21 protein-coding genes are annotated in these 20,264 nt (G+C 72.4%); 9 read left to right on the top strand and 12 right to left on the bottom strand.

The genetic code is table 11. The features are described 5' to 3' along the window. Positions 1-54: 54 nt before the first annotated feature. The 3 genes from AC5L3C_RS13440 to ilvA form a co-directional block, all read right to left on the bottom strand. Positions 55-900 carry an ABC transporter permease gene (locus AC5L3C_RS13440; RefSeq protein ID WP_493649201.1) on the bottom strand — a complete coding sequence of 282 codons (846 nt, stop codon included), beginning with the start codon at positions 898-900 and terminating at the stop codon, positions 55-57. Further along, positions 897-1,934 (bottom strand): ATP-binding cassette domain-containing protein, encoded by a 1,038-nt coding sequence (locus AC5L3C_RS13445; protein ID WP_493649202.1) that lies wholly within the window; start codon positions 1,932-1,934, stop codon positions 897-899. Before AC5L3C_RS13445 ends, AC5L3C_RS13440 begins: the two co-directional genes overlap by 4 nt. A gap of 188 nt (positions 1,935-2,122) precedes the next feature. After that, positions 2,123-3,352 carry a threonine ammonia-lyase gene (gene ilvA / locus AC5L3C_RS13450; protein WP_493649203.1) on the bottom strand — a complete coding sequence of 410 codons (1,230 nt, stop codon included), beginning with the start codon at positions 3,350-3,352 and terminating at the stop codon, positions 2,123-2,125. A gap of 161 nt (positions 3,353-3,513) precedes the next feature. Between ilvA and AC5L3C_RS13455 the strand changes: the two genes are divergently transcribed. From AC5L3C_RS13455 to AC5L3C_RS13465, 3 genes are all read left to right on the top strand, one after another. Next, positions 3,514-4,014: a MarR family winged helix-turn-helix transcriptional regulator gene (locus tag AC5L3C_RS13455; protein ID WP_493653864.1), complete on the top strand. Its 501-nt coding sequence runs from the start codon at positions 3,514-3,516 to the stop codon at positions 4,012-4,014. A 229-nt stretch (positions 4,015-4,243) separates the two neighbouring features. After that, positions 4,244-4,744, top strand: coding sequence for a sigma factor-like helix-turn-helix DNA-binding protein (locus tag AC5L3C_RS13460; RefSeq protein ID WP_493649204.1), 501 nt, complete (start codon positions 4,244-4,246; stop codon positions 4,742-4,744). Between the two features lie 15 nt (positions 4,745-4,759). Further along, on the top strand, positions 4,760-5,008 hold the full coding sequence (locus tag AC5L3C_RS13465; protein ID WP_125504533.1) for a hypothetical protein: 249 nt from the start codon (positions 4,760-4,762) through the stop codon (positions 5,006-5,008). A 62-nt stretch (positions 5,009-5,070) separates the two neighbouring features. Here the strand turns inward: AC5L3C_RS13465 and AC5L3C_RS13470 are convergent, their stop codons facing one another. Then, on the bottom strand, positions 5,071-6,228 hold the full coding sequence (locus AC5L3C_RS13470) for a cystathionine gamma-synthase (RefSeq protein WP_493649205.1): 1,158 nt from the start codon (positions 6,226-6,228) through the stop codon (positions 5,071-5,073). 162 nt (positions 6,229-6,390) lie between these two features. Here AC5L3C_RS13470 and AC5L3C_RS13475 point away from each other — a divergent pair, with 162 nt between their 5' ends. The 3 genes from AC5L3C_RS13475 (at position 6,391) to AC5L3C_RS13485 (ending at position 8,254) form a co-directional block, all read left to right on the top strand. Next, the gene (locus AC5L3C_RS13475; protein ID WP_493649206.1) at positions 6,391-7,509 is read left to right on the top strand and encodes a hypothetical protein; all 1,119 of its coding nucleotides are present in this window, start codon (positions 6,391-6,393) and stop codon (positions 7,507-7,509) included. Positions 7,510-7,634: 125 nt separating this feature from the next. Next, complete coding sequence (locus AC5L3C_RS13480) at positions 7,635-7,988, top strand: DUF6247 family protein (RefSeq protein ID WP_493649207.1); 354 nt, start codon at positions 7,635-7,637, stop codon at positions 7,986-7,988. Then, positions 7,985-8,254, top strand: a complete 270-nt coding sequence (locus AC5L3C_RS13485; protein WP_493649208.1) for a hypothetical protein — start codon at positions 7,985-7,987, stop codon at positions 8,252-8,254. Before AC5L3C_RS13480 ends, AC5L3C_RS13485 begins: the two co-directional genes overlap by 4 nt. A gap of 102 nt (positions 8,255-8,356) precedes the next feature. On the opposite strand, the gene AC5L3C_RS13490 is transcribed toward AC5L3C_RS13485, so the two are convergent. Next, entirely contained in the window at positions 8,357-9,397 is a 1,041-nt protein-coding gene (locus AC5L3C_RS13490; protein WP_493649209.1) for an NAD(P)-dependent alcohol dehydrogenase, read from the bottom strand. A gap of 174 nt (positions 9,398-9,571) precedes the next feature. On the opposite strand from AC5L3C_RS13490, the gene AC5L3C_RS13495 reads away from it, so the two are divergent. Continuing rightward, positions 9,572-10,486, top strand: a complete 915-nt coding sequence (locus tag AC5L3C_RS13495) for a helix-turn-helix transcriptional regulator (protein ID WP_493649210.1) — start codon at positions 9,572-9,574, stop codon at positions 10,484-10,486. Between the two features lie 231 nt (positions 10,487-10,717). On the opposite strand, the gene AC5L3C_RS13500 is transcribed toward AC5L3C_RS13495, so the two are convergent. Beyond that, a complete protein-coding gene (locus AC5L3C_RS13500) occupies positions 10,718-11,962 on the bottom strand; it encodes a L,D-transpeptidase (protein ID WP_493649211.1) in 1,245 nt (414 codons plus the stop codon). Positions 11,963-12,198: 236 nt separating this feature from the next. Beyond that, positions 12,199-12,579, bottom strand: a complete 381-nt coding sequence (locus AC5L3C_RS13505; protein ID WP_493649212.1) for a hypothetical protein — start codon at positions 12,577-12,579, stop codon at positions 12,199-12,201. Between the two features lie 109 nt (positions 12,580-12,688). On the opposite strand from AC5L3C_RS13505, the gene AC5L3C_RS13510 reads away from it, so the two are divergent. After that, positions 12,689-13,015: an LAETG motif-containing sortase-dependent surface protein gene (locus AC5L3C_RS13510; protein ID WP_164555628.1), complete on the top strand. Its 327-nt coding sequence runs from the start codon at positions 12,689-12,691 to the stop codon at positions 13,013-13,015. 51 nt (positions 13,016-13,066) lie between these two features. Here the strand turns inward: AC5L3C_RS13510 and hutH are convergent, their stop codons facing one another. The 3 genes from hutH to AC5L3C_RS13525 form a co-directional block, all read right to left on the bottom strand. Next, positions 13,067-14,635 (bottom strand): histidine ammonia-lyase, encoded by a 1,569-nt coding sequence (gene hutH / locus AC5L3C_RS13515; RefSeq protein ID WP_493653865.1) that lies wholly within the window; start codon positions 14,633-14,635, stop codon positions 13,067-13,069. Positions 14,636-14,717: 82 nt separating this feature from the next. Beyond that, on the bottom strand, positions 14,718-15,866 hold the full coding sequence (locus AC5L3C_RS13520) for a GGDEF domain-containing protein (RefSeq protein ID WP_493649213.1): 1,149 nt from the start codon (positions 15,864-15,866) through the stop codon (positions 14,718-14,720). Between the two features lie 67 nt (positions 15,867-15,933). Beyond that, on the bottom strand, positions 15,934-16,734 hold the full coding sequence (locus tag AC5L3C_RS13525; protein ID WP_493649214.1) for an enoyl-CoA hydratase/isomerase family protein: 801 nt from the start codon (positions 16,732-16,734) through the stop codon (positions 15,934-15,936). 208 nt (positions 16,735-16,942) lie between these two features. On the opposite strand from AC5L3C_RS13525, the gene AC5L3C_RS13530 reads away from it, so the two are divergent. Next, positions 16,943-17,518 (top strand): hypothetical protein, encoded by a 576-nt coding sequence (locus tag AC5L3C_RS13530; protein ID WP_493649215.1) that lies wholly within the window; start codon positions 16,943-16,945, stop codon positions 17,516-17,518. Here the strand turns inward: AC5L3C_RS13530 and AC5L3C_RS13535 are convergent. Together AC5L3C_RS13535 and AC5L3C_RS13540 are read right to left on the bottom strand one after the other, a co-directional pair. Continuing rightward, positions 17,515-18,630 (bottom strand): adenylate/guanylate cyclase domain-containing protein, encoded by a 1,116-nt coding sequence (locus tag AC5L3C_RS13535; protein WP_493649216.1) that lies wholly within the window; start codon positions 18,628-18,630, stop codon positions 17,515-17,517. The genes AC5L3C_RS13530 and AC5L3C_RS13535 overlap by 4 nt on opposite strands. 711 nt (positions 18,631-19,341) lie before the next feature. Next, the gene (locus AC5L3C_RS13540) at positions 19,342-20,244 is read right to left on the bottom strand and encodes a biotin--[acetyl-CoA-carboxylase] ligase (protein WP_493649217.1); all 903 of its coding nucleotides are present in this window, start codon (positions 20,242-20,244) and stop codon (positions 19,342-19,344) included. Positions 20,245-20,264 lie beyond the last annotated feature (20 nt).

Below are 20,264 nucleotides of genomic sequence, written 5' to 3' on the forward strand. Positions count from 1 at the left end.
CCCCCGCGATGTCCCGGCGGGCCCCCGGCACGCTGTGCGGTGCCGGGGGTTTCGTCATGCCGCGGCGGAGCGGTACTTGCGCACCGCGAGGGTGCGGAAGAACACGATGATCAGAACCGAGTAGATCAGCGAGGCCCACACCGGGTGCTGCATGGGCCAGGCGTCCGAGGGCGAGACCCCGGGGTTGCCGAAGAGCTCCCGGCACGCCTGGACGGTGGCACTGAACGGGTTCCAGTCGGCGATGTGGCGCAGCCAGGGCGTCATGTTGCTGGAGTCCACGAACGCGTTCGACACGAAGGTCACCGGGAAGAGCCAGACCAGTCCGCCGGAGGTGGCCGCCTCCGGCGTGCGGACCGACAGTCCGATGACCGCGCCGATCCAGGTGAACGCGTATCCGGTCAGCAGCAGGAGCCCGAACGCGGCGAGCACCTCGCCGATGCTGGTGTGGGTGCGCCAGCCGACCAGCAGGGCGACCACGGCGAGCACGAGCAGGGTGAGCGCCGTCTGCACCAGGTCGGCGAGGGTACGGCCGGTGAGCACCGCGCCGCGGGCCATGGGCAGGGAGCGGAAGCGGTCGATCAGCCCCTTGTGCATGTCCTCGGCGATGCCCGCGCCGGCACCGGCGGTGGCGAAGGTGACGGTCTGGGCGAAGATGCCCGCCATCAGGAACTCGCGGTAGACCTGCGGGCTGGTGCTGCCTCCGATGTCCATGGAGCCGCCGAACACGTACGAGAACAGCACCACGAACATGATCGGCTGGATGAGCCCGAAGATGACGACCTCGGGGATCCGGCCCATGCGAATCAGATTGCGCTTGGCGACGACCAGGGAGTCCCGGACCGACTGGCCGATCGGGTTGCCGGGCGCCGTGACCCGCACGGCGTCGCTGACGGCACTCATTTCACGGCCTCCTTGGCGGCGCGCTGTCCCTTGCTGTGTCCTTCGGCGTCCCGCGCGCCCTCGCCGTCCTCGTCCTTGGCCTCCGCGACATGGCCGGTGAGGGAGAGGAAGACGTCGTCGAGGGTGGGGCGGCGCAGGCCGATGTCGTCGATCTCGATGCCGTCGGCGTCGAGCTCGCGGATGATCTCGGCGAGGAGCTTGGCTCCGCCGGAGACCGGTGTGGTGATCTTCCGCATGTGCTCCTCGACCGTGGTGTCCCCCTGGCCGAGGCCCCGGAGGCTGTACTTGTCGAGGAGGGCGGAGGCGGCCGGGATGTGCCCGCGGTCGTGCACCACGACCTCGACGCGCTCGCCGCCGGTCCGGGCCTTGAGCTGGTCGGAGGTGCCCTTGGCGATGACCCGTCCGTGGTCGACGACCGCGATGTCGTGCGCCAGGTGGTCCGCCTCTTCCAGGTACTGCGTGGTGAGCAGCAGGGTCGTACCGTCGGAGACGAGCTGCTTGATCACCTCCCACAGCTGCTGGCGGTTGCGCGGGTCGAGGCCGGTCGTCGGCTCGTCCATGAACATCACCGGCGGCGACACGACCAGGGCGGCCGCGAGGTCGAGCCGGCGGCGCATGCCTCCGGAGTAGGTCTTGGCGGTGCGGTCGGCGGCGTCCGCGAGGTTGAACTGCTCCAGCAGCTCGTCCGCGCGGGTCCGCGCCGCCTTGGCCTTCATCTGGTAGAGCTGGCCGACCATCTGCAGATTCTCGCGGCCGGTCAGATACTCGTCCACGGCCGCGAACTGGCCGGACAGGCCGATGGAGCGGCGCACCGCGTCGGGCTGCTTGAGCACGTCGAGGCCGGCCACCACGGCCCTGCCGCTGTCGGGGCGCAGCAGGGTGGTGAGGCAGCGGACGGTGGTGGTCTTGCCCGCGCCGTTCGGCCCGAGCAGGCCCAGGACGGTGCCCTCGGGGACTTCGAGGTCGACGCCGTCCAGTGCTTTGACGTCTCCGAAGGTCTTCACCAGACCTTCGGCGTAGATGGCGCCTGGCATATGTGTCTCCACGTCATCGTGATTATTCGGGAAAGCCTAGATATCCACGCTGTGCCGCGCTCCTGATTTTCCGCCCGGCACGTCGGCCGCACACACGGCGGCCGGACCGCGGCACGCGACACACCATAACGCGATGTATCGCGTCTCACAATGCATTTACCCGAAGGAGTGACACCGCCCTCGCGGCATCAGTCCATGACCGTGTATCCCGCTTCGCGCAGAGCCGATTCGACCTCGGCGCAGTGCGCCGGGCCCTTGGTCTCCAGGTGCAGCTCGACCTCCGCCTCCGTGAGCCCGAGCCGTGGATCGGTCCGTACGTGACTCACATCGAGGACGTTAGCGTCCACCACTGACAACGCCCCGAGCAGCGAGGCGAGCGCCCCCGGCCGGTCCGTGAGCCACAGCCGTACGGCCAGGTAGCGGCCCTGCGCCGCCATGCCGTGCCGCAGTACCCGCTCCATCAGCACCGGGTCCACGTTGCCGCCCGAGAGCACCGCGACGACCGGGCCCTCGAAAGCCCCGGGACGGCTCAGCAGCGCCGCCACCGGGCTCGCCCCGGCCGGCTCCACGACCAGCTTCGCCCGCTCCAGGCAGAGCAGCAGCGCGGCCGACAGCTCGTCCTCGGTGACCGTGCACACCTCGTCCACCAGCTCGGCGACGATCCCGAACGGCACGTCACCGGGCCGCCCCACCTTGATCCCGTCGGCCATCGTCACCGGGTGGCGCAACGGCACCGGACGCCCGGCCGCCAGCGACGGCGGATACGCCGCCGCACCGGCCGCCTGCACCCCGACGATCCGCACATCGGGTCGCAGCGCCTTCACCGCGACCGCGATCCCGGCGGCCAGCCCGCCGCCGCCGACACCGACGACGATCGTGCGTACTTCCGGGCACTGTTCCAGGACCTCCAGGCCCACCGTGCCCTGCCCCGCGATGATGTCCGGATGGTCGAAGGGGTGGATGAACACCGCGCCCGTCTCGCGCGCGTACTCCCTCGCCGCGGCCAGCGTCTCGTCGACCACCTGGCCGTGCAGGCGCACCTCGGCGCCGTACTCCCGCGTCGCGCTGACCTTAGGCAACGGGGCACCCTTCGGCATGAACACGGTGGAACGCACCCCGAGCAGCGACGACGCCAGCGCCACGCCCTGCGCGTGGTTGCCTGCGCTGGCCGCGACAACTCCGGCGGCCCGCTCCTCGCGCAGCAGGCCCGCGATCCGGACGTAGGCGCCGCGCAGCTTGAACGACCCGGTCCGCTGGAGGTTCTCGCACTTCAGATGCACCGGAGCGCCCACCCGCTGGGACAGATGCCGGCTGCCCTCCATCGCGGTGGTCCGGGCCACGCCGGAGAGCATCTTCTGGGCGCCGCGCACATCGTCGAGGGTGACGGCCCGCAGGGAGCCGGCCGTGCTGTAGCTCATGACTCCAGCATCGCAGTTCACCCACGGCCGCGACCGGTGTGACCAACCCGCGGACGCCGCTTTGCGCAGCGCCGGTACGGCCCGCCCCCCGGCCGCGTACTCTGTCCCCCAATTACAGCCCTCCACGAAGTGAGCCTCCGGCCATGCCCACTACACCTGAAATGTCGATGGACATGACGACGGACCCGACGGCCGTCGGTGACACCGGCCTTCTCGACACGCTGCAGCACGAGGTGGCGTTGTTCGCCCGCCGCGCCGAACAGACGCGGCTCGGCGGGGTCGGCCAGGTGCGCAACTCGATGGACCGCGCCGCGTACCTGCTGCTCAACCGCCTCGACAAGGAAGGTCCCATGGGCGTCAAGGCGCTCGCCGCGAGCATGGGGATCGACTCCTCGACGGTCACCCGTCAGGTGGCCCCGCTCGTGGACACCGGCCTGGTCAAGCGGACCTCGCACCCCGAGGACGGCCGGGCGGTCGTACTCCAGCTGTCCCCGCGCGGGCAGTCGCGGCTGGAGGAAGTGCGCTCCTCGCGGCGCCGGTTGATGGCCGAGCTGACGCACGACTGGGCGCCGGAGGAGCGGGAGGCGTTCTGCACGCTGCTGACGCGCTTCAACGCGGCGTTGTCCTCTCGGATGTCCGTTCCTGAGCGTACGGACTCCTGACCTTCCGGGGCCGCGCCCCAGACCCCCTTCGGCCCTTTGGGCCTCGTCCTCGAACGCCGGACGGGCTGCTTCTTCCGCCCCGTCCGGCGCACCCCCCGGGGGGCCGGGAACGGGAAGGGGCGGCGGGGGCGAGGAAAACGCATGCACCGAGCGTGCCGCGACTCTTGACCACGGGGTCCCCCCTGGCCTGATATGAGGGGAGCAGACCCCGAGGGGAGGGTGCGGCTGCATGGCACGGCACGTGTCCGACAACGCCTCCCGCGCCCGCGAGTTCGAAGCGTACGTCGCCGGCGCGGGCAGCCGCCTGCTGCACACCGCCACCCTGCTCACCGCCGAGGCCCCGGACGCCAATCCCCGCGCCCGCCGCCTGCTCACCCACGCCCTGGCGCACACGTACGCCTGCTGGGACCGGCTGCACGGCGAGGACCCCTACGACCACACCCGCCAGTACCTGGCGACCCGGTTCGCGAACAGCGCGTGGCACGAACTCGGCGGACTGCTCCGCTCCCGCCCCCGCCCCGGCAGCCCCCTGGCCGCGCTTCCCCCGCAGGAACGCCTGGTCCTGGTGCTGCGGCTGCACGAGGGCGTCGCGGAGGAGCAGACGGCGGCGCTGCTCGGACTGCCCGCCGAGCGCATACGGACGATCTTCAACCGCGCGATGGCGAACGTGCTGAGCCCTCCCCGGCGCCCCGCGCCCACGGTGGCCGGCGTCGGGGCGGTGCCGTCATGAGACACGGGGGCGGACATGGCCGGCATGAGGCGTGAGGCGACCGTACGGCGGATGCTGGAGCAGTCACCGCCGCCCGTGCCGCCCGATCTGCACGTGGACGCCGCGCGGCGCGGCGCCCGCATCCTGCGGCGCAGGACGCTGGCGCGCCGCGCGATGTGGCTGCTGTTGCTGGCGGCGGCCGTGGCGTTCACCGTGTGGGCGCTCACCGCCCACCCGTGGGAGGCACCGCCGTCGGAGACGACTCCGCCCCTCACGGGCTGGTGAGCGACACCCAGGGCCCTTCGAGACGCCGCCGGTGTCCTGCGGCGTGTTCCGAACGGCGGACCCTAGCGGCCGAGCGCCTGCTGGAGGTCTTCGAGCAGGTCGTCGGCGTTCTCGATGCCCACGGACAGCCGCACCAGGTCCGCGGGGACCTCGAGCGCGGAACCGGCCGCCGACGCGTGCGTCATCCGCCCCGGGTGCTCGATCAGGGACTCCACGCCGCCCAGCGACTCGCCGAGCGTGAACACCCGGGCCCGGTCGCAGACCTCGACGGCCGCCTCCTCGCCGCCCTCGACGCGGAAGGAGACCATCCCGCCGAAGGCGCGCATCTGCTTGGCGGCGACCTCGTGCCCCGGGTGGTCCGGCAGCCCCGGATACAGGACGTCCGTCACACGGGGGTGACGGCTGAGCATGTCGGCGATCTTCGTGGCGTTCTCGCTGTGGCGGTCCATGCGCACCGAGAGCGTCTTGGTGCCGCGCAGCACCAGCCAGGAGTCGAAGGGCCCGGCGACCGCGCCCATCGCGTTCTGGTGGAAGGCGAGCTCCTCGCCCAGCTCCGCGTCGGCGGTGATCAGGGCGCCGCCGACGACGTCGGAGTGGCCGCCCATGTACTTGGTCAGCGAGTGCACGACGACGTCCGCGCCGAGCGCGAGCGGCTGCTGGAGGTACGGCGTGGCGAAGGTGTTGTCGACGACGAGCCGGGCGCCCGCGTCCCGGGCGACCTGCGCCACGGCGGCGATGTCGGTGATGCCGAGCAGCGGGTTGGAGGGGGTCTCCACCCAGACGGCCTTGGTCCTCGGGGTGACCGCGGCCCGTACGGCGGCGGGGTCGGAGGTGTCGGCGACCGACCACTCCACGCCCCAGCGGGCGACGACCTTGGCGAAGAGGCGGAACGTGCCGCCGTAGGCGTCGTTCGGGATCACCACGTGGTCGCCGGGGCCGAGCAGCGTGCGCAACAGGCAGTCCTCGGCCGCCAGTCCGGACGCGAACGCGAGACCGCGGCGGCCGCCCTCCAGGGCGGCGAGGTTCTCCTCCAGCGCGGTCCTGGTCGGATTGGCGCTGCGGCTGTACTCGTAGCCGCCGCGCAGGCCGCCCACCCCGTCCTGCTTGTAGGTGGACACCTGGTAGATCGGCGGGACGACCGCTCCCGTCAGGGGGTCGGCGGTGTTGCCCGCGTGGATCGCGAGCGTCTCGAAGTGCTGACTGATGTGCCTGTCGCTCATGTGCCCGAGGGTAGTGCGCGGGCGGCGCGGACGACGGGCACGGGCGCCGGACGGGCCGCCGGCGGCCGGTGACGATCGGCCGGGCGGCGGATCACGGGACGTTTTCCACAGGGTCGGGCACCGGGTTGGCCAATTGTCGGCACGGTCTGGTTCGCTTGTGACATGGAGATTCTGTGGGTCCTGATCGCGCTCGTCATGCTCGGCTTCGTGGTGATGCCGTTCCTGCGGCGCCGGCGCGGCGCGGTGGGCCTGGTCCCGCCCGGCCACCCGGACGCGGCGGACCCGGCCGACTACGGCTTCGCCCTCGAGGAGGAGCTGGACGTCCGCATGCCCGGCCCCGACCAGGACCTGCTGGACGTGCTGGACCTGGTGCAGCGCACCCAGGACTACCGCGCGGCCCAGCAGCTGCTGGCCGGCACCGCCGCGGAGGGCGAGCTGCGCTGGCAGCGCGTCCAGGCGTTCGCCGGCGCGGCCGCGCTGGAGCTGGCCCAGCGGCCCGGCGGGGTGAGCGAGGCGCCGGGCGGACAGTGGCTGCGGGTGTGGCGGACCGAGGCGCCCAAGGACGCGGGCGGCGCCGCGGTGCACGCCGAGTTCCTGGTGCAGCAGGCGTGGCGCACCGCGACGCCCGGGACGGACGCCTTCCGGATCATCATGGAGGAGGCGAAGGCGGCGTGCGGCGAGGCGGCGCTGCTGGCCCCGGGCGACCCGGTCCCCTACATCGTGGAGCTCTCCGTGGCCCGTGGACTGGGCTACTCCCGGGAGGACTTCGAGCAGGTCTGGCTGAAGATCCTGGACCGTGCCCCGACCCACATGGGCGCGCACCTGGCCGCCCTGCAGTACTGGTGCGAGAAGTGGCACGGTTCGCGGCAGCTGGCGTACTCCTTCGCGGAGGCCGCCGCGGCGCGGGCGCCGCAGGGGTCGCTCCTGGCCGCCATGCCGCTCTTCGCGGTGTTCGAGCACCTGCCCGAGGTGACCCTGGTCGCCGGCTTCTACCAGAGCGAGGTCGTCGGCAAGGCGATCCACGGCGCGCTGCACGCGGTGCACTCCGCCCGCCCCGACGACCCGATGCCGGCGCATGTGCGGCACCTGCTGGTGTTCTTCCTGGTCCGCGCCGAGCGCTGGGCGGAGGCCATGAACCAGCTGATACACATCGACGGCCACGTGGGCGCGCTGCCCTGGACCCTGTCCGACGACCCCGCCGCCGAGTTCGCCGTCTACCGCGCCCTGGCGGTCGCCGGCTACGAGGCCAACGGCGGCAGCCCGGCCACCCTGCCGCACTGAGTCGCGGTCCCGTCGGCGACCCGGGTTCGCAGCATCGCTTCTCCCTCACTCGTTCGAGCGGTGGGAAGGCAGGCAGGCCCATTACGCTGACGCCTGGGATCAGAATCGCGCCCATGGGAGCAACAATGACCACCTCCGCCGCCGGGCAACCGCTCATCCCCCAGCCACCGGCCACGGTTGCCGCGCTGAGGCAAGCCATCCGGCAGATCGCGCCTGCCGCGCTGCCGGCGTTCACCCGGGAACTGGACCAAGCGGCCGACCAGTCACGGCAGGGCTCCGACCTGGCACCGCTCCAGCGGTTCATCGCCCAGTGGACCGTCTATGTGCACATCCAGCGCCGCCCTGACCTGGCAGCGGGCCTCCGCCACTGGGAGAAGATCGCCGAGTCGGGCGACGCCGCGCAAGCCCGGCAGGCCGCCCACGAGATCGGGCGGATCCTGGACGAGGCCCACGCGGCCGTCGGCCTCCCGGCCCGGTGAGCGCCGACTGGCGCTGGGAGTACGACCCCGACCACGAGCACGTGGCAGGCGGCCTTCCCGCTCACGTAGTGGCGGAGGTGGAGCGCCTGGCCGGCCAACTCGTCGACCTGGCCAGTACAGGTGTCGACGTCAGCGACATGGGAAACGGCCCTCGACCGGGCGGCCTGCGCCGTATGGATGCCGCCGGCGGCTGGTTCTACTTCTTGGTCGCACCGCGTGACCCACTGATCATCGTCCGCATCATCCCTCCGTTCGAGGCACTGTAGGCGCCGGTCTCCGCGGCGTTTCGCCCTCGGCGTGAGGCCGCCCGCCCGCAGACCCTGGCGAGACGGGTCTCACGGAGGTGACGGGGGAGCTGCCACGAGGTGTCAGATCGTTGCCGTGTCGATCACGAAGCGGTAACGGACGTCGCTGTTCAGGACGCGTTCGTAGGCCTCGTTGATCTCGGCCGCGGCGATCAGTTCGATCTCCGCGCCGATGCCGTGCGCGGCGCAGAAGTCCAGCATCTCCTGGGTCTCGGCGATACCGCCGATCAGCGACCCGGCGAGGGTCTTCCCGCCGCCGATGACCGAGAAGAGGTTCAGGGAGACGGGCTCCTCGGGGGCGCCGACGTTCGCCAGCGTGCCCCCGGGCCTCAGCAGGGACAGATACGCGTCGAGGTCCAGCGGCGCCGACACGGTCGACAGGACGAGGTCGAAGGTGCCCCGCAGTTCCTCGAAGGTCTTCGGGTCGGAGGTGGCGTGGTAGTGGTCGGCGCCCAGCCGCAGGCCGTCGTTCTTCTTGCGCAGGGACTGCGACAGCACCGTCACCTCCGCGCCCAGCGCGTGCGCGATCCTGACGCCCATGTGGCCGAGGCCGCCCATGCCGAGGATCGCGACCTTCCTGCCGGGCCCCGCGGACCAGCGCTTCAGCGGGGAGTACGTGGTGATGCCCGCGCACAGCAGGGGCGCGGCGACGTCCAGGGACAGGCCGTCGGGGATGCGCAGGACGAAGTTCTCGTCGACCACGATCGTCCGCGCGTAGCCGCCGTAGGTGGGCTCGCCGTTCTTGTCCAGGCCGTTGTAGGTCTCGACCACGCCCACGGTGCAGTGCTGCTCCCTTCCGGCGCGGCAGTTGTCGCACGTGCCGCAGGAGTCGACCATGCAGCCGACGCCCACGCGGTCACCGACGGCGTACTTCGTGACGCCGGGGCCGACCTGGGAAACCACCCCGGCGATCTCGTGGCCGGGGACCATCGGGAACCTCGCCTCACCCCAGCCCTCCCGGACCTGGTGGATGTCGGTGTGGCAGATGCCGGCGAACTTGATGTCGATCAGCACGTCGTGCTCACCCACCTCGCGCCGTTCGATGGTCGTGCGCTCCAGCGGAGCCTTGGCGGCGGGTGCGGCGTAGGCAGCAACAGTGGTCATGCCGGTTCTCCTCGTGAGGTGGTCGTGCGCCCGGCCGTCTTCCGTCCCGCCGGGCACGCGCTCCAGCCTGGGACCGCGCGGGGAATCCACCCAGCCCCCGGCCTTGCCTACGTTGGCTGTGCCTACCACTGGCGGGGTCAGTCTCCCGGTCGCACGACCGGGAATACTGGACCCATGGACGAGCAGCACACCGATCCGGCCGGCGCGGCGGGCGGCGGTCTCGACCCGCGTGCGGAGCTCAGCGAGTTCCTGCGGACCCGGCGGGCCCGGCTGAAGCCGCAGGACGTCGGCCTGCCGGACTTCGGACGCCACCGCCGGGTCCCGGGCCTGCGCCGCGAGGAGCTGGCGCAGCTCGCCGGGGTGTCCGTGGCCTACTACACGCGCCTGGAGCAGGGCAACGGGCAGAACGTGTCGGCGGAGGTGCTGAACTCGATCGCCCGCGCCCTGCGCCTCAGCGACGCCGAGCGGGCCCATCTGACGCATCTGACGAGGCCGAAGCGGCACCGGAGGAAGCAGCCGCCCCGGACGCAGCAGGTCCGCGCGGCGCTGCGGCAGCTACTGGACTCGATGGACACGGTCCCGGCGTACGTGGTGGGCCGGCGCTCGGAGATCCTCGCCTGGAACCGGATGGCCGCGGCGCTCTTCGGGGACTGGGCCCGGATGCCGGTGCAGGAGCGCAACTGGGCGCGGCTGGTGTTCCTGAACCCGGACTACCGGGAGCTGTTCGTGGAGTGGGACCAGAAGGCGTACGACATGGTCGGCTATCTGCGGATGGACGCCGGTGACCACCCGGAGGACCCGCGGCTGTCCGCCCTGGTCGGGGAGCTGTCGGTGAAGAGCGAGGAGTTCCGGACGCTGTGGGCGGCCCACGACGTGAAGGAGAAGAGCCACGGCGTCCAGCGGGTGCGGCATCCGCTGGTGGGTGAACTGACGCTGCAGTGGGAGTCGTTCCGCCCGGCCGCGGACACCGAGCAGTCGCTGGTCACCTACTTCGCGGAGCCGGGCTCCCCTTCGGCGGAGGCGCTGCGGCTGCTGGCGAGCTGGGGCGCGGACGCCCGGGAGCAGGGCGCGGACACCGCGGCCCCGTGACGCTCGTTGGCCGACGCGGGGCCGGCCAGGCCCGCCGCGCACACGCTTGTTCACTTGTCTGCGCAGGATTCCCCCCTGGCGGAGTTGCCGGGTGACCGGGCGTCACCCGGCCGGGGCCGGCCGAGGGATGAGCCCGTGGGGCGAAACGGCCGATGCCCCCGTCCGCTCCCGGAGGAGGGGACGGGGGCATCGGCCCGCGTGGGGTGGGTGCTCCGTGTCCGGAGGGCGGCGTCAGACGGCCGAGCCCGCCTTCCACTGCTCCCAGCTCATGTTCCAGCCGTTGAGGCCGTTGTCCGGGGCGATGGTCTTGTCACCGGTGTTCTGGACGACGACCACGTCACCGACGATCGAGTTGTCGTAGAACCAGGCACCCGGCGTGTTCGGGTCGCCTGCGCCCTTGGCGTCGGCCAGACCGACGCAGCCGTGGCTGGTGTTGACGCTGCCGAAGATGGACTTGGCGCCCCAGTAGTTGCCGTGGATGAAGGTGCCGGAGGTGCTCAGACGCATGGCGTGCGGCACGTCCTTGATGTCGTACTCGCCCTTGCCGTCGTCGTCGGTGAAGCCGACCGTCGCGCCGTTCATCCGGGTCTCCTTGAACTTCTCGGAGATCACCATCTGGCCCTCGTACGTCTTGTTCTCGGGCGCGCCGGCGGAGATCGGGATGGTCTTGACGGTCTTGCCGTTCTGCGTGACCTTCATCTGCTTGGTCTCGGCGTCGACGTAGGAGACCTGGTTGCGGCCGATCTTGAAGGTGACCGTCTTCTGCTGGACGCCGTAGACGCCCTCGGCGCCCTCGACACCGTCGAGCGCCAGCTTCAGCGTGACGGTGGAGTTCTCCTGCCAGTACTCGTCGGGCCGGCAGTCCATGCGGTTGGCGTTGAACCAGTGGCAGGCGACCTCCTGGCCGCTGCTGCTGGAGACGGTGATGCCCTTCTGGACCGCGGCCTTCTCGGTGATCGCCTTGTCGAAGTTGATCGACACCGGCATGCCGACACCGACCGTGGTGCCGTCGTCCGGCGTGAAGTTGGCGATGAAGCTGTTGTCCGGGGAGACCGTCGTGAACGACGCGTTCTCGTGCGCGGCGAGGCCCTCGGAGTCCTCGGCGGTGGCCGCCAGCTTGTAGGTGGTGGCGCGCTCGAGCTGGACGCTGGGCTTCCAGCTCTTCTTGTCGGCGGATATCTCGCCTTCGACGGCCGTGCCGTCGGCGGTGGTCATCTTCACCTCGGTCAGCGTGCCCTTGCTCACGGTGACGGCGGCGGAGTTGTTGATGGAGGCGTTGTCGGAACCGTCCTTCGGCGTGATCTTGATCTGCGCCTCGGACGACTTCTTGGCCGCCGCCTCGTCCACCTGCGCCTGCGAGGTGTCCTTGCCGTCGCTGCCCGAGTCGCCGCCCCCCGAACACGCCGAGAGCACGAGCACTCCGCCGAGCAGAGCGGACGCGGCCGCCAAGCCCCTGCGCCGCTTACCGTCCGTCATCACACGCTTCTCCATCGTTGCCGAATCCCAACCCCACGAGCCCCCTGCGCGATACCGAGGGCACTCGTCCACAATCTTCAACGCTACGACCGGATGATCCGGTTCCCCACGGCCCGGAGGTGTGGGACTCACCACGCCCTCGGGGCGGTCGACGGGACACCGGTCCGCGCCCTCCTGTGAGACGTCACGCCCCCGGCCGCGGTTGCCGACCGGGGTCACGTTTTTCCCGAGCCGCCTCAATGCGCCCGGTCCGCCCCGTCCTCGTCGTCGCGGTAAAAGTCCTCGTCGAACTCTCCGTCATCTTCGTCATCTTCCCCGCCGAGGTCCCATTGAGGCGAGTCCGGGTCGTAGTCGATCCGCTCGCTGCTCCAGGAGGCCTGCAGGAGTTCGACCCCCGGCACCTCGCTGACCAGGTCGAAGGGATCCACCAGTGAGGCGAGGGCCTCCGCGGTGTCCTCCGTCACAGCGCTCTCGGCGTGTGCCCGTTCGCCGTCCGGCACCTCGACCTCGTCCGCGATCCGGCGCAGCGCGGCCCCGGTCACCGCGTCCTCGTCGTCGATCTCGAGTACGAGCTCGACGCGAAGCCGTACAAACCGTGATGTCTCTGGAGTACTCATCCCCGGAGCGTACGGCCAAGAGCTCCCGTGACTTTCCTGTGACCCGCGACTTTCACTACCATCGGCCCACACGGCCAATTCGCCAGCGCCACAAGGGGATCGATATTCCGTGTCATCCGCGCTCCGTCCGTTGCTGACCGCCACCGCCGCGGGCACCCTGCTGTGCGCCCTGTGGTTCGTCCCGTCCGCGAACGCGACATCGGACACCCCGGCGGGGGACGCGCCGTCGTCGAGCCCCTCCCCGCAGGTCACCGAGCAGGCGAGAGCCGTGAACGGCGCCACGTCGGCGTCCTTGGAGAGCACCGGCCAGGAGGTCCGGCTCGCGGACACCGGCAGCTTCGACAGCACCCCGTACATCGTCGGCGGCACGGTCTCGCTCGCCCTCGGTGCCGGCTTCGTCGTCTACTCGGTGCGCCGGGAGCGGCTGGAGTTCTGACCAGGGTTCATCGGCCCTGGGGCCCCGCGCCTCCCGCGGGGCCCGGCCGGGTCAGCGCAGCGGCCCGGTGACCGACTCCACGGCGGCGACCAGCCGCCCGTCCCGCACGAACGCGTCGGCCGCTGCGAGGTCGGGCGCCAGATGGCGGTCGGGTCCGGGGCCGCCCACCCCCGCCCGTCGTACCGCCTCGATGACGGCCCGCGTCGCCGGGGCCGGCGTCAGCCCTTCGCGCAGTTCGACGGCGCGCGTGGCGGTGTACAGCTCCACGGCGACGACCCGGGTGAGGTTGTCGACGGCGGTGCGCAGTTTGCGGGCGGCCGACCAGCCCATGGAGACGTGGTCCTCCTGCATCGCCGAGGAGGGGATCGAGTCCGCCGACGCCGGTACGGCGAGCCGCTTCAGCTCGGCGACCAGGGCGGCCTGGGTGTACTGGGCGATCATCAGGCCGGAGTCGACACCGGCGTCGTCGGCGAGGAACGGCGGCAGTCCGTGGCTGCGGTTCTTGTCCAGCAGCCGGTCGGTGCGGCGCTCGGCGATGGAGGCCAGGTCGGCGACGGCGATGGCGAGGAAGTCCAGGACATAGGCGACGGGCGCCCCGTGGAAGTTCCCGTTGGACTCCACCCGGCCTCCCCCAGAGCCGAAAACCTGGGAGGTACCCCCAGGCAGTACGACGGGATTGTCGACGGCGGAGGCGAGTTCACGCTCGGCGACCAGCCGGGCGTGGGCCAGCGTGTCGCGTCCGGCGCCGGCGACCTGGGGGGCGCAGCGCACGGAGTAGGCGTCCTGGACCCGGGGGGCGTCGTCCTGGTGATGCCCCGTCAGCCCCGAACCCTTCAGTACGGCGAGCATGTTGGCGGCGCTGGCGGCCTGGCCGGGGTGCGGGCGGATGGCGTGCAGCTCGGGGGCGAGCACCTTGTCGGTGCCGAGGAGGGCCTCCAGGCTGAGGGCGGCCGTGACATCGGCGGACTTGTAGAGGAGGTCCAGATCGGCGAGGGCCATGACCAGCATGCCGAGCATGCCGTCGGTGCCGTTGAGGAGGGCGAGTCCTTCCTTCTCGCGCAGTTCGACGGGGTGGATGCCGTGTTCGGCGAGCAGGTCACCGGCCGGCCGCACGGTCCCGTCGGGGCCCTCGGCCTCCCCCTCGCCCATCAGCGTGAGGGCGCAGTGGGAGAGCGGGGCCAGGTCGCCGGAGCAGCCCAGGGAGCCGTACTCGTGGACGACCGGGGTGATCCCGGCGTTGAGCACGTCGGCCATCGTGCGCGCGACCTCGGGGCGGACCCCGGTGCGGCCGGAGCAGACGGTCTTCAGCCGGAGGAACATCAGAGCCCGGACGACTTCCCGCTCGACGCGGGGGCCCATGCCCGCGGCGTGCGAACGGACGATGTTGCGCTGCAGCTGAGCACGCAGCTCCGGGCTGATGTGCCGGGTCGCCAGGGCGCCGAAGCCGGTGCTCACCCCGTAGACGGGATCCGGCTTGGCGGCCAGCGCGTCCACGATCTCGCGGGACGCGGTGAGGGCGGCCACCGCCTCCGCGGACAGTTCGACGCGGGCACCGCCGCGCGCCACGGCGAGCACATCGGACGCGGTCACGCCCGCCGTCCCCACCACCACAGTGTGCATATCCATATTCAGGAGCGTACGCAGTGAATTCCACGGTGTCACCCCTGGACTCCCCGCTCACCCCTTACCGACTACGTCACACCTACGGCGAATGCCGCCCCCGGAACCGGCGCCGCTCCCCGTCCGACGCCCGCGGCGGCTCGTCCGCGAGCCGGACGACGGGATCGTCCGGCCCCCCCCGCCCGGCCACCACGGGATGGACGGCCCGCTCGGCCTTGGCCCGGTACTGCGCCGCGTCGGCCAGCCGGAACAGCCGCCGGGCGGAGTGCACCGGCCCGATCGGATCCTCGGTGGACGCCACCCCGCAGGCCACACCGTCCCCGATGCCCAGCTCCACGGCCCGCCGGCACACCTCGTCGGCCGCCTTGACCACCTCGTCGGCCGGCGGCCCCACCACCAGCAGACAGAACTCGTCCCCGCCCAGCCGCGCCGCCAGCGCCCCGGGCAGCATGGCCCCGCACAGCGACAGCACGGTCCCGAACCGCTCGAGCAGCCGGTCCCCCACGGCATGCCCCAGCGTGTCGTTGACCCGCTTCAGCCCGTTCAGATCGCACACGACCAGGCTGACCACGGCCCCGTCCCGCCGGTGCCGCTCCACGGCCTCGTCCAGCCGGGCGTCCACGGCGCGCCGGTTGGCCAGCCCGGTCAGCGAGTCCGTGAAAGCCAGCCGCCGGGCCTCCTCCAGCCGCTCCGTCTGCGCGATCCCGGCGGCCACCACGGCGGCCAGCACCGTCGCGAAGTCGGCGTCCGCCCGGCCGAAGACGGGCACCCCGGCCGGCCGGGCCACATACAGCTCGCCCCAGGCCCGCCCGTGCAGCACGACCGGCGCGACCACACAGCACCCGCGCCCCCGCCGCCGCAGCGCCGCGACCCGCTGGTGGCAGTACCCGGGCCGCCCCGCCGAGGTCCCCTCGGCGGTCTCCACCCATGCGTCGGGCTCACCGCCCCCCGCCCACCGCTCATGGAGGAACTCGGTGATCTCGGCGAACTGGTGCACCGGATAGGACTCGTCCTCCGGGAACTCCTCCTCCCCCTCGGCCAGCTCCCCGACGTTCACCAGCACCCGCAGCCGCCCGAGCTCGCGCTCCCACACCGACAGCGCGGCGAAGCTGCCGCCCAGCGCCCGGCAGGCCCCACCGGCCGCGGCCCGCCAGGACTCCCGCGAACTGTGCGCGGCGGCCATGCCCTGGGCCAGCGCCACCACGGCCGCCAGCCGGCTCTCCTCACCCATCCCCCCAGATTAAGGATGTTCAGCCCAAATAGGGACATCAGGATGATGACGAACCGCATTCACGTGATCACTCTCCGGGCCACTGCGGCGGGCGCTTCTCGTTGAAGGCGGCCACCCCCTCCGCCCGGTCGCCCGAGAAGGCCACCGACCGCCAGGCGGCATCCTCGACCTCGAGCCCGGCGGCCAGATCCAGCCCATGCCCCAGCCGCAGCGCCCGCTTGGCCGCCCGCAGCCCCACCGGCGAGTTCGCGGCGATCCGGGCCGCCATGGCGAGCGCCTCCTCGCGGTCCCGCCCCTCCTCCACCAGCACATCGACCAGCCCCAGCTCCCGGGCCTCACCGGCCTCCACCCGGCGCGCGGTGAAGATCAGCTCCGCGGCACGGGCCGCACCCACCCGCCGGGGCAGCAACTGCGTACCGCCCCCGCCCGGAATCACGCCCACCGACACCTCCGGCAGCCCCAGGACCGCCGTACCGTCCGCGACGATCACATCGCACGACAGGGCCAGCTCGAACCCGCCCCCCAGCGCGAACCCGTGCACGGCCGCCACCGTCGGCACGGGCAGCTCGAGCACCCCGGTGTACGCGCCCCGCGCGACGGGCCGCTGACGCACCAGATCGGCGTCACTGAAGGAATTGCGCTCCTTGAGATCGGCGCCCACGCAGAACGCCCGCTCGTGCGTCGAGGTCAGCACCACCGCCCGCACGCCACGGTCCTCCGCCAGCGCCGCACAGGCCCCGGCGACGGAACGGGCCATCTCGGTCGACACGGCGTTCATGGCCTTGGGCCGGTCGAGGACGAGCTCCGCGACATGCCCCTGCTCGTGCCGGCGCACCAGCACGAACTCCCCGAACCGTTCCTCACTCATGACAGCCTCCGGTTAACGCGGGTTAACATCGCTCGTCCCGATCATCGCAGCCGGGGCCCGCCCGGAAAAGGGCGCACGTCCAGTTCCCTCGTCACCCCCCGCCCACCCGTTCGAGTGACATCGGGCCGACTCGGGCCCCGCCCTCCGTGGGAGCGCATAGCGTCCGCAGCGCGGCGCGTCGGGGGCGCGCGGCAGGGGAGGAAGAGCAATGAGGACAGCGCCCGCACCGCACACGGCCGAACGGCCCGCCCCGTTACCCCGCGCCCGGGGCCGTCACCGCAAGCCCCGCCCCCGCAAGGTCCTGCTGGCCGCGGGCGGCCTGGCCCTGGCCGCCGGCGCCGTGACCCTGATCCGCCTCACCTCGGCACCCGACGGCGGGCCGGGCACCGGCGTGGAGGCCGTCCCCCGCCCCACCACGGAACGGCCGGTCCCCACCACGGCGCCGCCGAACGCCCGGACCACGACACCGTCCCCCGAGGCGACCCCGTCCTCCCCCGAGGCCCTGGGCGGCCCGCACACGTCCCCCCTCGAAACACCCGAGCGGCCCTCGCCCCCCAACACCCCCTCGGCGGAGACACCCCCGACATCGACCCCACCCCCCGCAACCACCCGACCCGCCACAACCCGCACTCCCGCAGCAGAGCCCCCACCCGCCCCCCGGAAGCCGCCGCACCACCCGGACCGACCGACCCCCACACCCGAGCCCGAGCCGGAACAGGAACCCACCCGTCCCCCGGGCCTGTGCGTACCGATCATCGGCCTGTGCGTGGGCGGCGCGGGCTAGGACGAAGCGGAGGGTGCGGCCCCGTTCCGGCGGGTGAGCAGCCAGGGCTCCACCACACCCAGCCCACGCACCGGCCGCTGCCACATCGGCTGGAGCGCGAACCGGTACGCCGGCGGCTCCTCGCCCTCCTTCTCCGCCGCGTTCACCGCCTCGGCCGCCGCCGCCTCGGAGGCGGGCGCGTCCCCGGTACGGATCAGCTCCTCGGCGAACGCCGTGTCGACGAGCACGGCGTCGCGCGGGGCTATGGAGGTGAGCCGCGACGCCAGGTTCACGGTCGTACCGAACACATCACCCATCCGGGTGGTCACGGTGCCGAACGCCATGCCGACCCGCAGCTCGGGCATGGTCTCGTCGTTCGCCATGGTCTCGATCAGACGCATCGCGATCTCGGCGGCGGTGCCGGCGTCGTCGGCGGCGTAGAGCACCTCGTCGCCCAGCGTCTTGATGAGCCGCCCGCCGCGCGCCGCGACCAGGTCGGCGGCGGTGGTCTCGAAGGCCTCGACGAGCTCGCCGAGCTCTTCCTCCTCCATCCGCCGGGTCAGCCGCGTGAACCCCACGAGGTCCGCGAAGGCGACGGCCAGCCGCCGGTCGACCATCTCCTCGTCGTCGGCCCCCTGCACGACCCGGCCGGCGGACGCGGCGAGCTGCCGCCGCCAGACGTACACCAGGAACTCCTCCAGCTCGGGCAGGAGCAGCTCGACGATCGGATACGTGACCTCGGTGCGGGTCATGCCCGGCTCGGGCGGCTCGGTCAGACCTTCCAGGAAGGAGTCGATCTGCCATTCGGCCAGCCGTGCGGTGGTCTGCCCGGTGGACCGTGCCACCTGCACCGCCATGGCCTCGCTGAGCAGCCCCGCCTCCACCAGACCGGCGAGGCGGCGCAGAGCGAGTACGTCCGCTTCCGTCAGCGCCTTGGCCTGGCCGACGTCGGCGAAGCCCATCGCCCGCCAGAAGCGGGTGGCCAGCTCCATGGTGACGCCGGCGCTGCGGGCGGCCTGAAACGGTGTGTAACGGCGCTCGGCGCCCAGAATGAGCTGCTCGAGGCGCAGAGCAAGCGGATCCTCGCCGGCGCCCTGCGCGTCCGTTCCGGAACCCGAGTCGTCGACGGTCACGCGTTGCTGCCCTTCCGATCTGCCACGGCCATGTATCGACCGGGCTCAACTCTACGGCAGGTGTGCGCCAGCTCACTCGGTTAGGTTGAGCCGGGGGTTGATCGAGACACCGTGCGTGCACGCCGGCCGTGTGGGTGTGGGCCGGGGGGTGCTGCACAGCCGGCGCTTCTGCAGGTGCCCTGCGTTGGTGCGGGCCGGGGGGTGTTCGCGCAGCCCGGCGCTTACGGGGTGCCTCCCCCACTCTCGGCTTCTCGAGCGGGAGGTACCCCCATCGCCCACCCTCCCCCACTCTCGGCTCCGCTCGAGCGGGAGGTACCCCCATGAGCGGGGGGACCCCCATCGCCCTGGGGGTACCTCCCAGGCCCTTCAGGCACTGGGGGAGGCACGACTGCCCGCGGATCGCGGGGCTCGCGCGGATCGCGCGTACGGCGCGGATCACGCGGAGGGCGCGGATCACGCGGACGGCGCGGATGGCGGGAAGCGGCGGCGCGCAGCCCGCAGCCGCGCGGCAGGCGCCGACGGCGAGGAGGGGGCGGGGCGGGGGTGTGCGCCCGCAGTGGCTGGCGCGTCCGCGCCGCTCAGCCCCACCAACAAGCACAATCGCGCCAGTCCGAGGACGTACACCCCCGTCCCGCCCCCGCACCACCCACCCACCGTGGGCGCTACCCAAGCCCCCACCCCACCCGCACCTGCGCCGCAGGCGTCAAGCGGTCAAGCAGGCCGCAGGTGGACGATGTCGCCCGCCCCCACCGGCTCCTGCACCCCCGCCCCCGTCGCCAGCACCAGCCGCCCGTCGCCGTCCACGGCCACGGCCTCCCCCACCACCGCCCGGTCCCCCGGCAGCTCCGCCCGCACTTCCCGCCCGAGCGTCGCGCACCCCGCCGCGTACGTCTCCTGCAAACCGCACGCCCCCGCGTCCCCGCCCGCGGCCCGCCACCGCCCGTACCACTCCTCCAGCGCCCGCAGCACCGCCCGCAACAGCGGATCCCGGTCCGTGCTCACCGCCCCCGCCAGCGCCAGCGACCCCGCCGTGGGCACCGGCAGCTCGTCCGCCCGCAGGCTGACGTTGATCCCCACACCGATCACCACCCCGTCGTCCCCGGCCCGCTCCGCCAGGATCCCGCCGGCCTTCCGCTCCTCTCCCCCGACGGTGACCAGCAGGTCATTGGGCCACTTCAGCGCCGTATCGACCCCCGCGGCCCGCGACACCCCGGTCGCCACCGCGACCCCGGTGAGCAACGGCAGCCAGCCCCACCGCGCCACCGGCACCTCCGCGGGACGCAACAGCACGGAGAAGAACAGCCCCGACCGGGCCGGCGCCGTCCACCGCCGGTCGAGGCGCCCCCGCGCGGCGCTCTGCTCCTCGGCGACGAGAACGACCCCTTCCTCAAGCCGCCCCCCGGCCGCCCGGCCCGCCCGACCTGCCCGGTCCACCCGGTCCACCAGGTCGGAATTGGTCGACCCGGTACGCTCCACCACCTCCACCTGCCGCCACAGCGCCCCCTCCCGCACCAGCCCCCGCCGCAACACGGACGCATTGAGCGGAGGCCGGTCCAGGTCGGACCAACGGCTGCGGGCGGACCGCGCGGATTCGGAGTCATCTCGGGGCGTCATGCAACCCACACTAGGTGTGG

It is taken from the genome of Streptomyces speibonae, assembly GCF_984686075.1.

Coding starts and splice junctions, on each gene's coding strand:
- AC5L3C_RS13440 (WP_493649201.1), bottom strand. CDS start 900: ATGAGTGCCGTCAGCGACGCCGTGCGGGTCACGGCGCCCGGCAACCCG.
- AC5L3C_RS13445 (WP_493649202.1), bottom strand. CDS start 1,934: ATGCCAGGCGCCATCTACGCCGAAGGTCTGGTGAAGACCTTCGGAGAC.
- ilvA (WP_493649203.1), bottom strand. CDS start 3,352: ATGAGCTACAGCACGGCCGGCTCCCTGCGGGCCGTCACCCTCGACGAT.
- AC5L3C_RS13455 (WP_493653864.1), top strand. CDS start 3,514: ATGTCGATGGACATGACGACGGACCCGACGGCCGTCGGTGACACCGGC.
- AC5L3C_RS13460 (WP_493649204.1), top strand. CDS start 4,244: ATGGCACGGCACGTGTCCGACAACGCCTCCCGCGCCCGCGAGTTCGAA.
- AC5L3C_RS13465 (WP_125504533.1), top strand. CDS start 4,760: ATGGCCGGCATGAGGCGTGAGGCGACCGTACGGCGGATGCTGGAGCAG.
- AC5L3C_RS13470 (WP_493649205.1), bottom strand. CDS start 6,228: ATGAGCGACAGGCACATCAGTCAGCACTTCGAGACGCTCGCGATCCAC.
- AC5L3C_RS13475 (WP_493649206.1), top strand. CDS start 6,391: ATGGAGATTCTGTGGGTCCTGATCGCGCTCGTCATGCTCGGCTTCGTG.
- AC5L3C_RS13480 (WP_493649207.1), top strand. CDS start 7,635: ATGACCACCTCCGCCGCCGGGCAACCGCTCATCCCCCAGCCACCGGCC.
- AC5L3C_RS13490 (WP_493649209.1), bottom strand. CDS start 9,397: ATGACCACTGTTGCTGCCTACGCCGCACCCGCCGCCAAGGCTCCGCTG.
- AC5L3C_RS13495 (WP_493649210.1), top strand. CDS start 9,572: ATGGACGAGCAGCACACCGATCCGGCCGGCGCGGCGGGCGGCGGTCTC.
- AC5L3C_RS13500 (WP_493649211.1), bottom strand. CDS start 11,962: ATGACGGACGGTAAGCGGCGCAGGGGCTTGGCGGCCGCGTCCGCTCTG.
- AC5L3C_RS13505 (WP_493649212.1), bottom strand. CDS start 12,579: ATGAGTACTCCAGAGACATCACGGTTTGTACGGCTTCGCGTCGAGCTC.
- hutH (WP_493653865.1), bottom strand. CDS start 14,635: ATGCACACTGTGGTGGTGGGGACGGCGGGCGTGACCGCGTCCGATGTG.
- AC5L3C_RS13520 (WP_493649213.1), bottom strand. CDS start 15,866: ATGGGTGAGGAGAGCCGGCTGGCGGCCGTGGTGGCGCTGGCCCAGGGC.
- AC5L3C_RS13525 (WP_493649214.1), bottom strand. CDS start 16,734: ATGAGTGAGGAACGGTTCGGGGAGTTCGTGCTGGTGCGCCGGCACGAG.
- AC5L3C_RS13530 (WP_493649215.1), top strand. CDS start 16,943: ATGAGGACAGCGCCCGCACCGCACACGGCCGAACGGCCCGCCCCGTTA.
- AC5L3C_RS13540 (WP_493649217.1), bottom strand. CDS start 20,244: ATGACGCCCCGAGATGACTCCGAATCCGCGCGGTCCGCCCGCAGCCGT.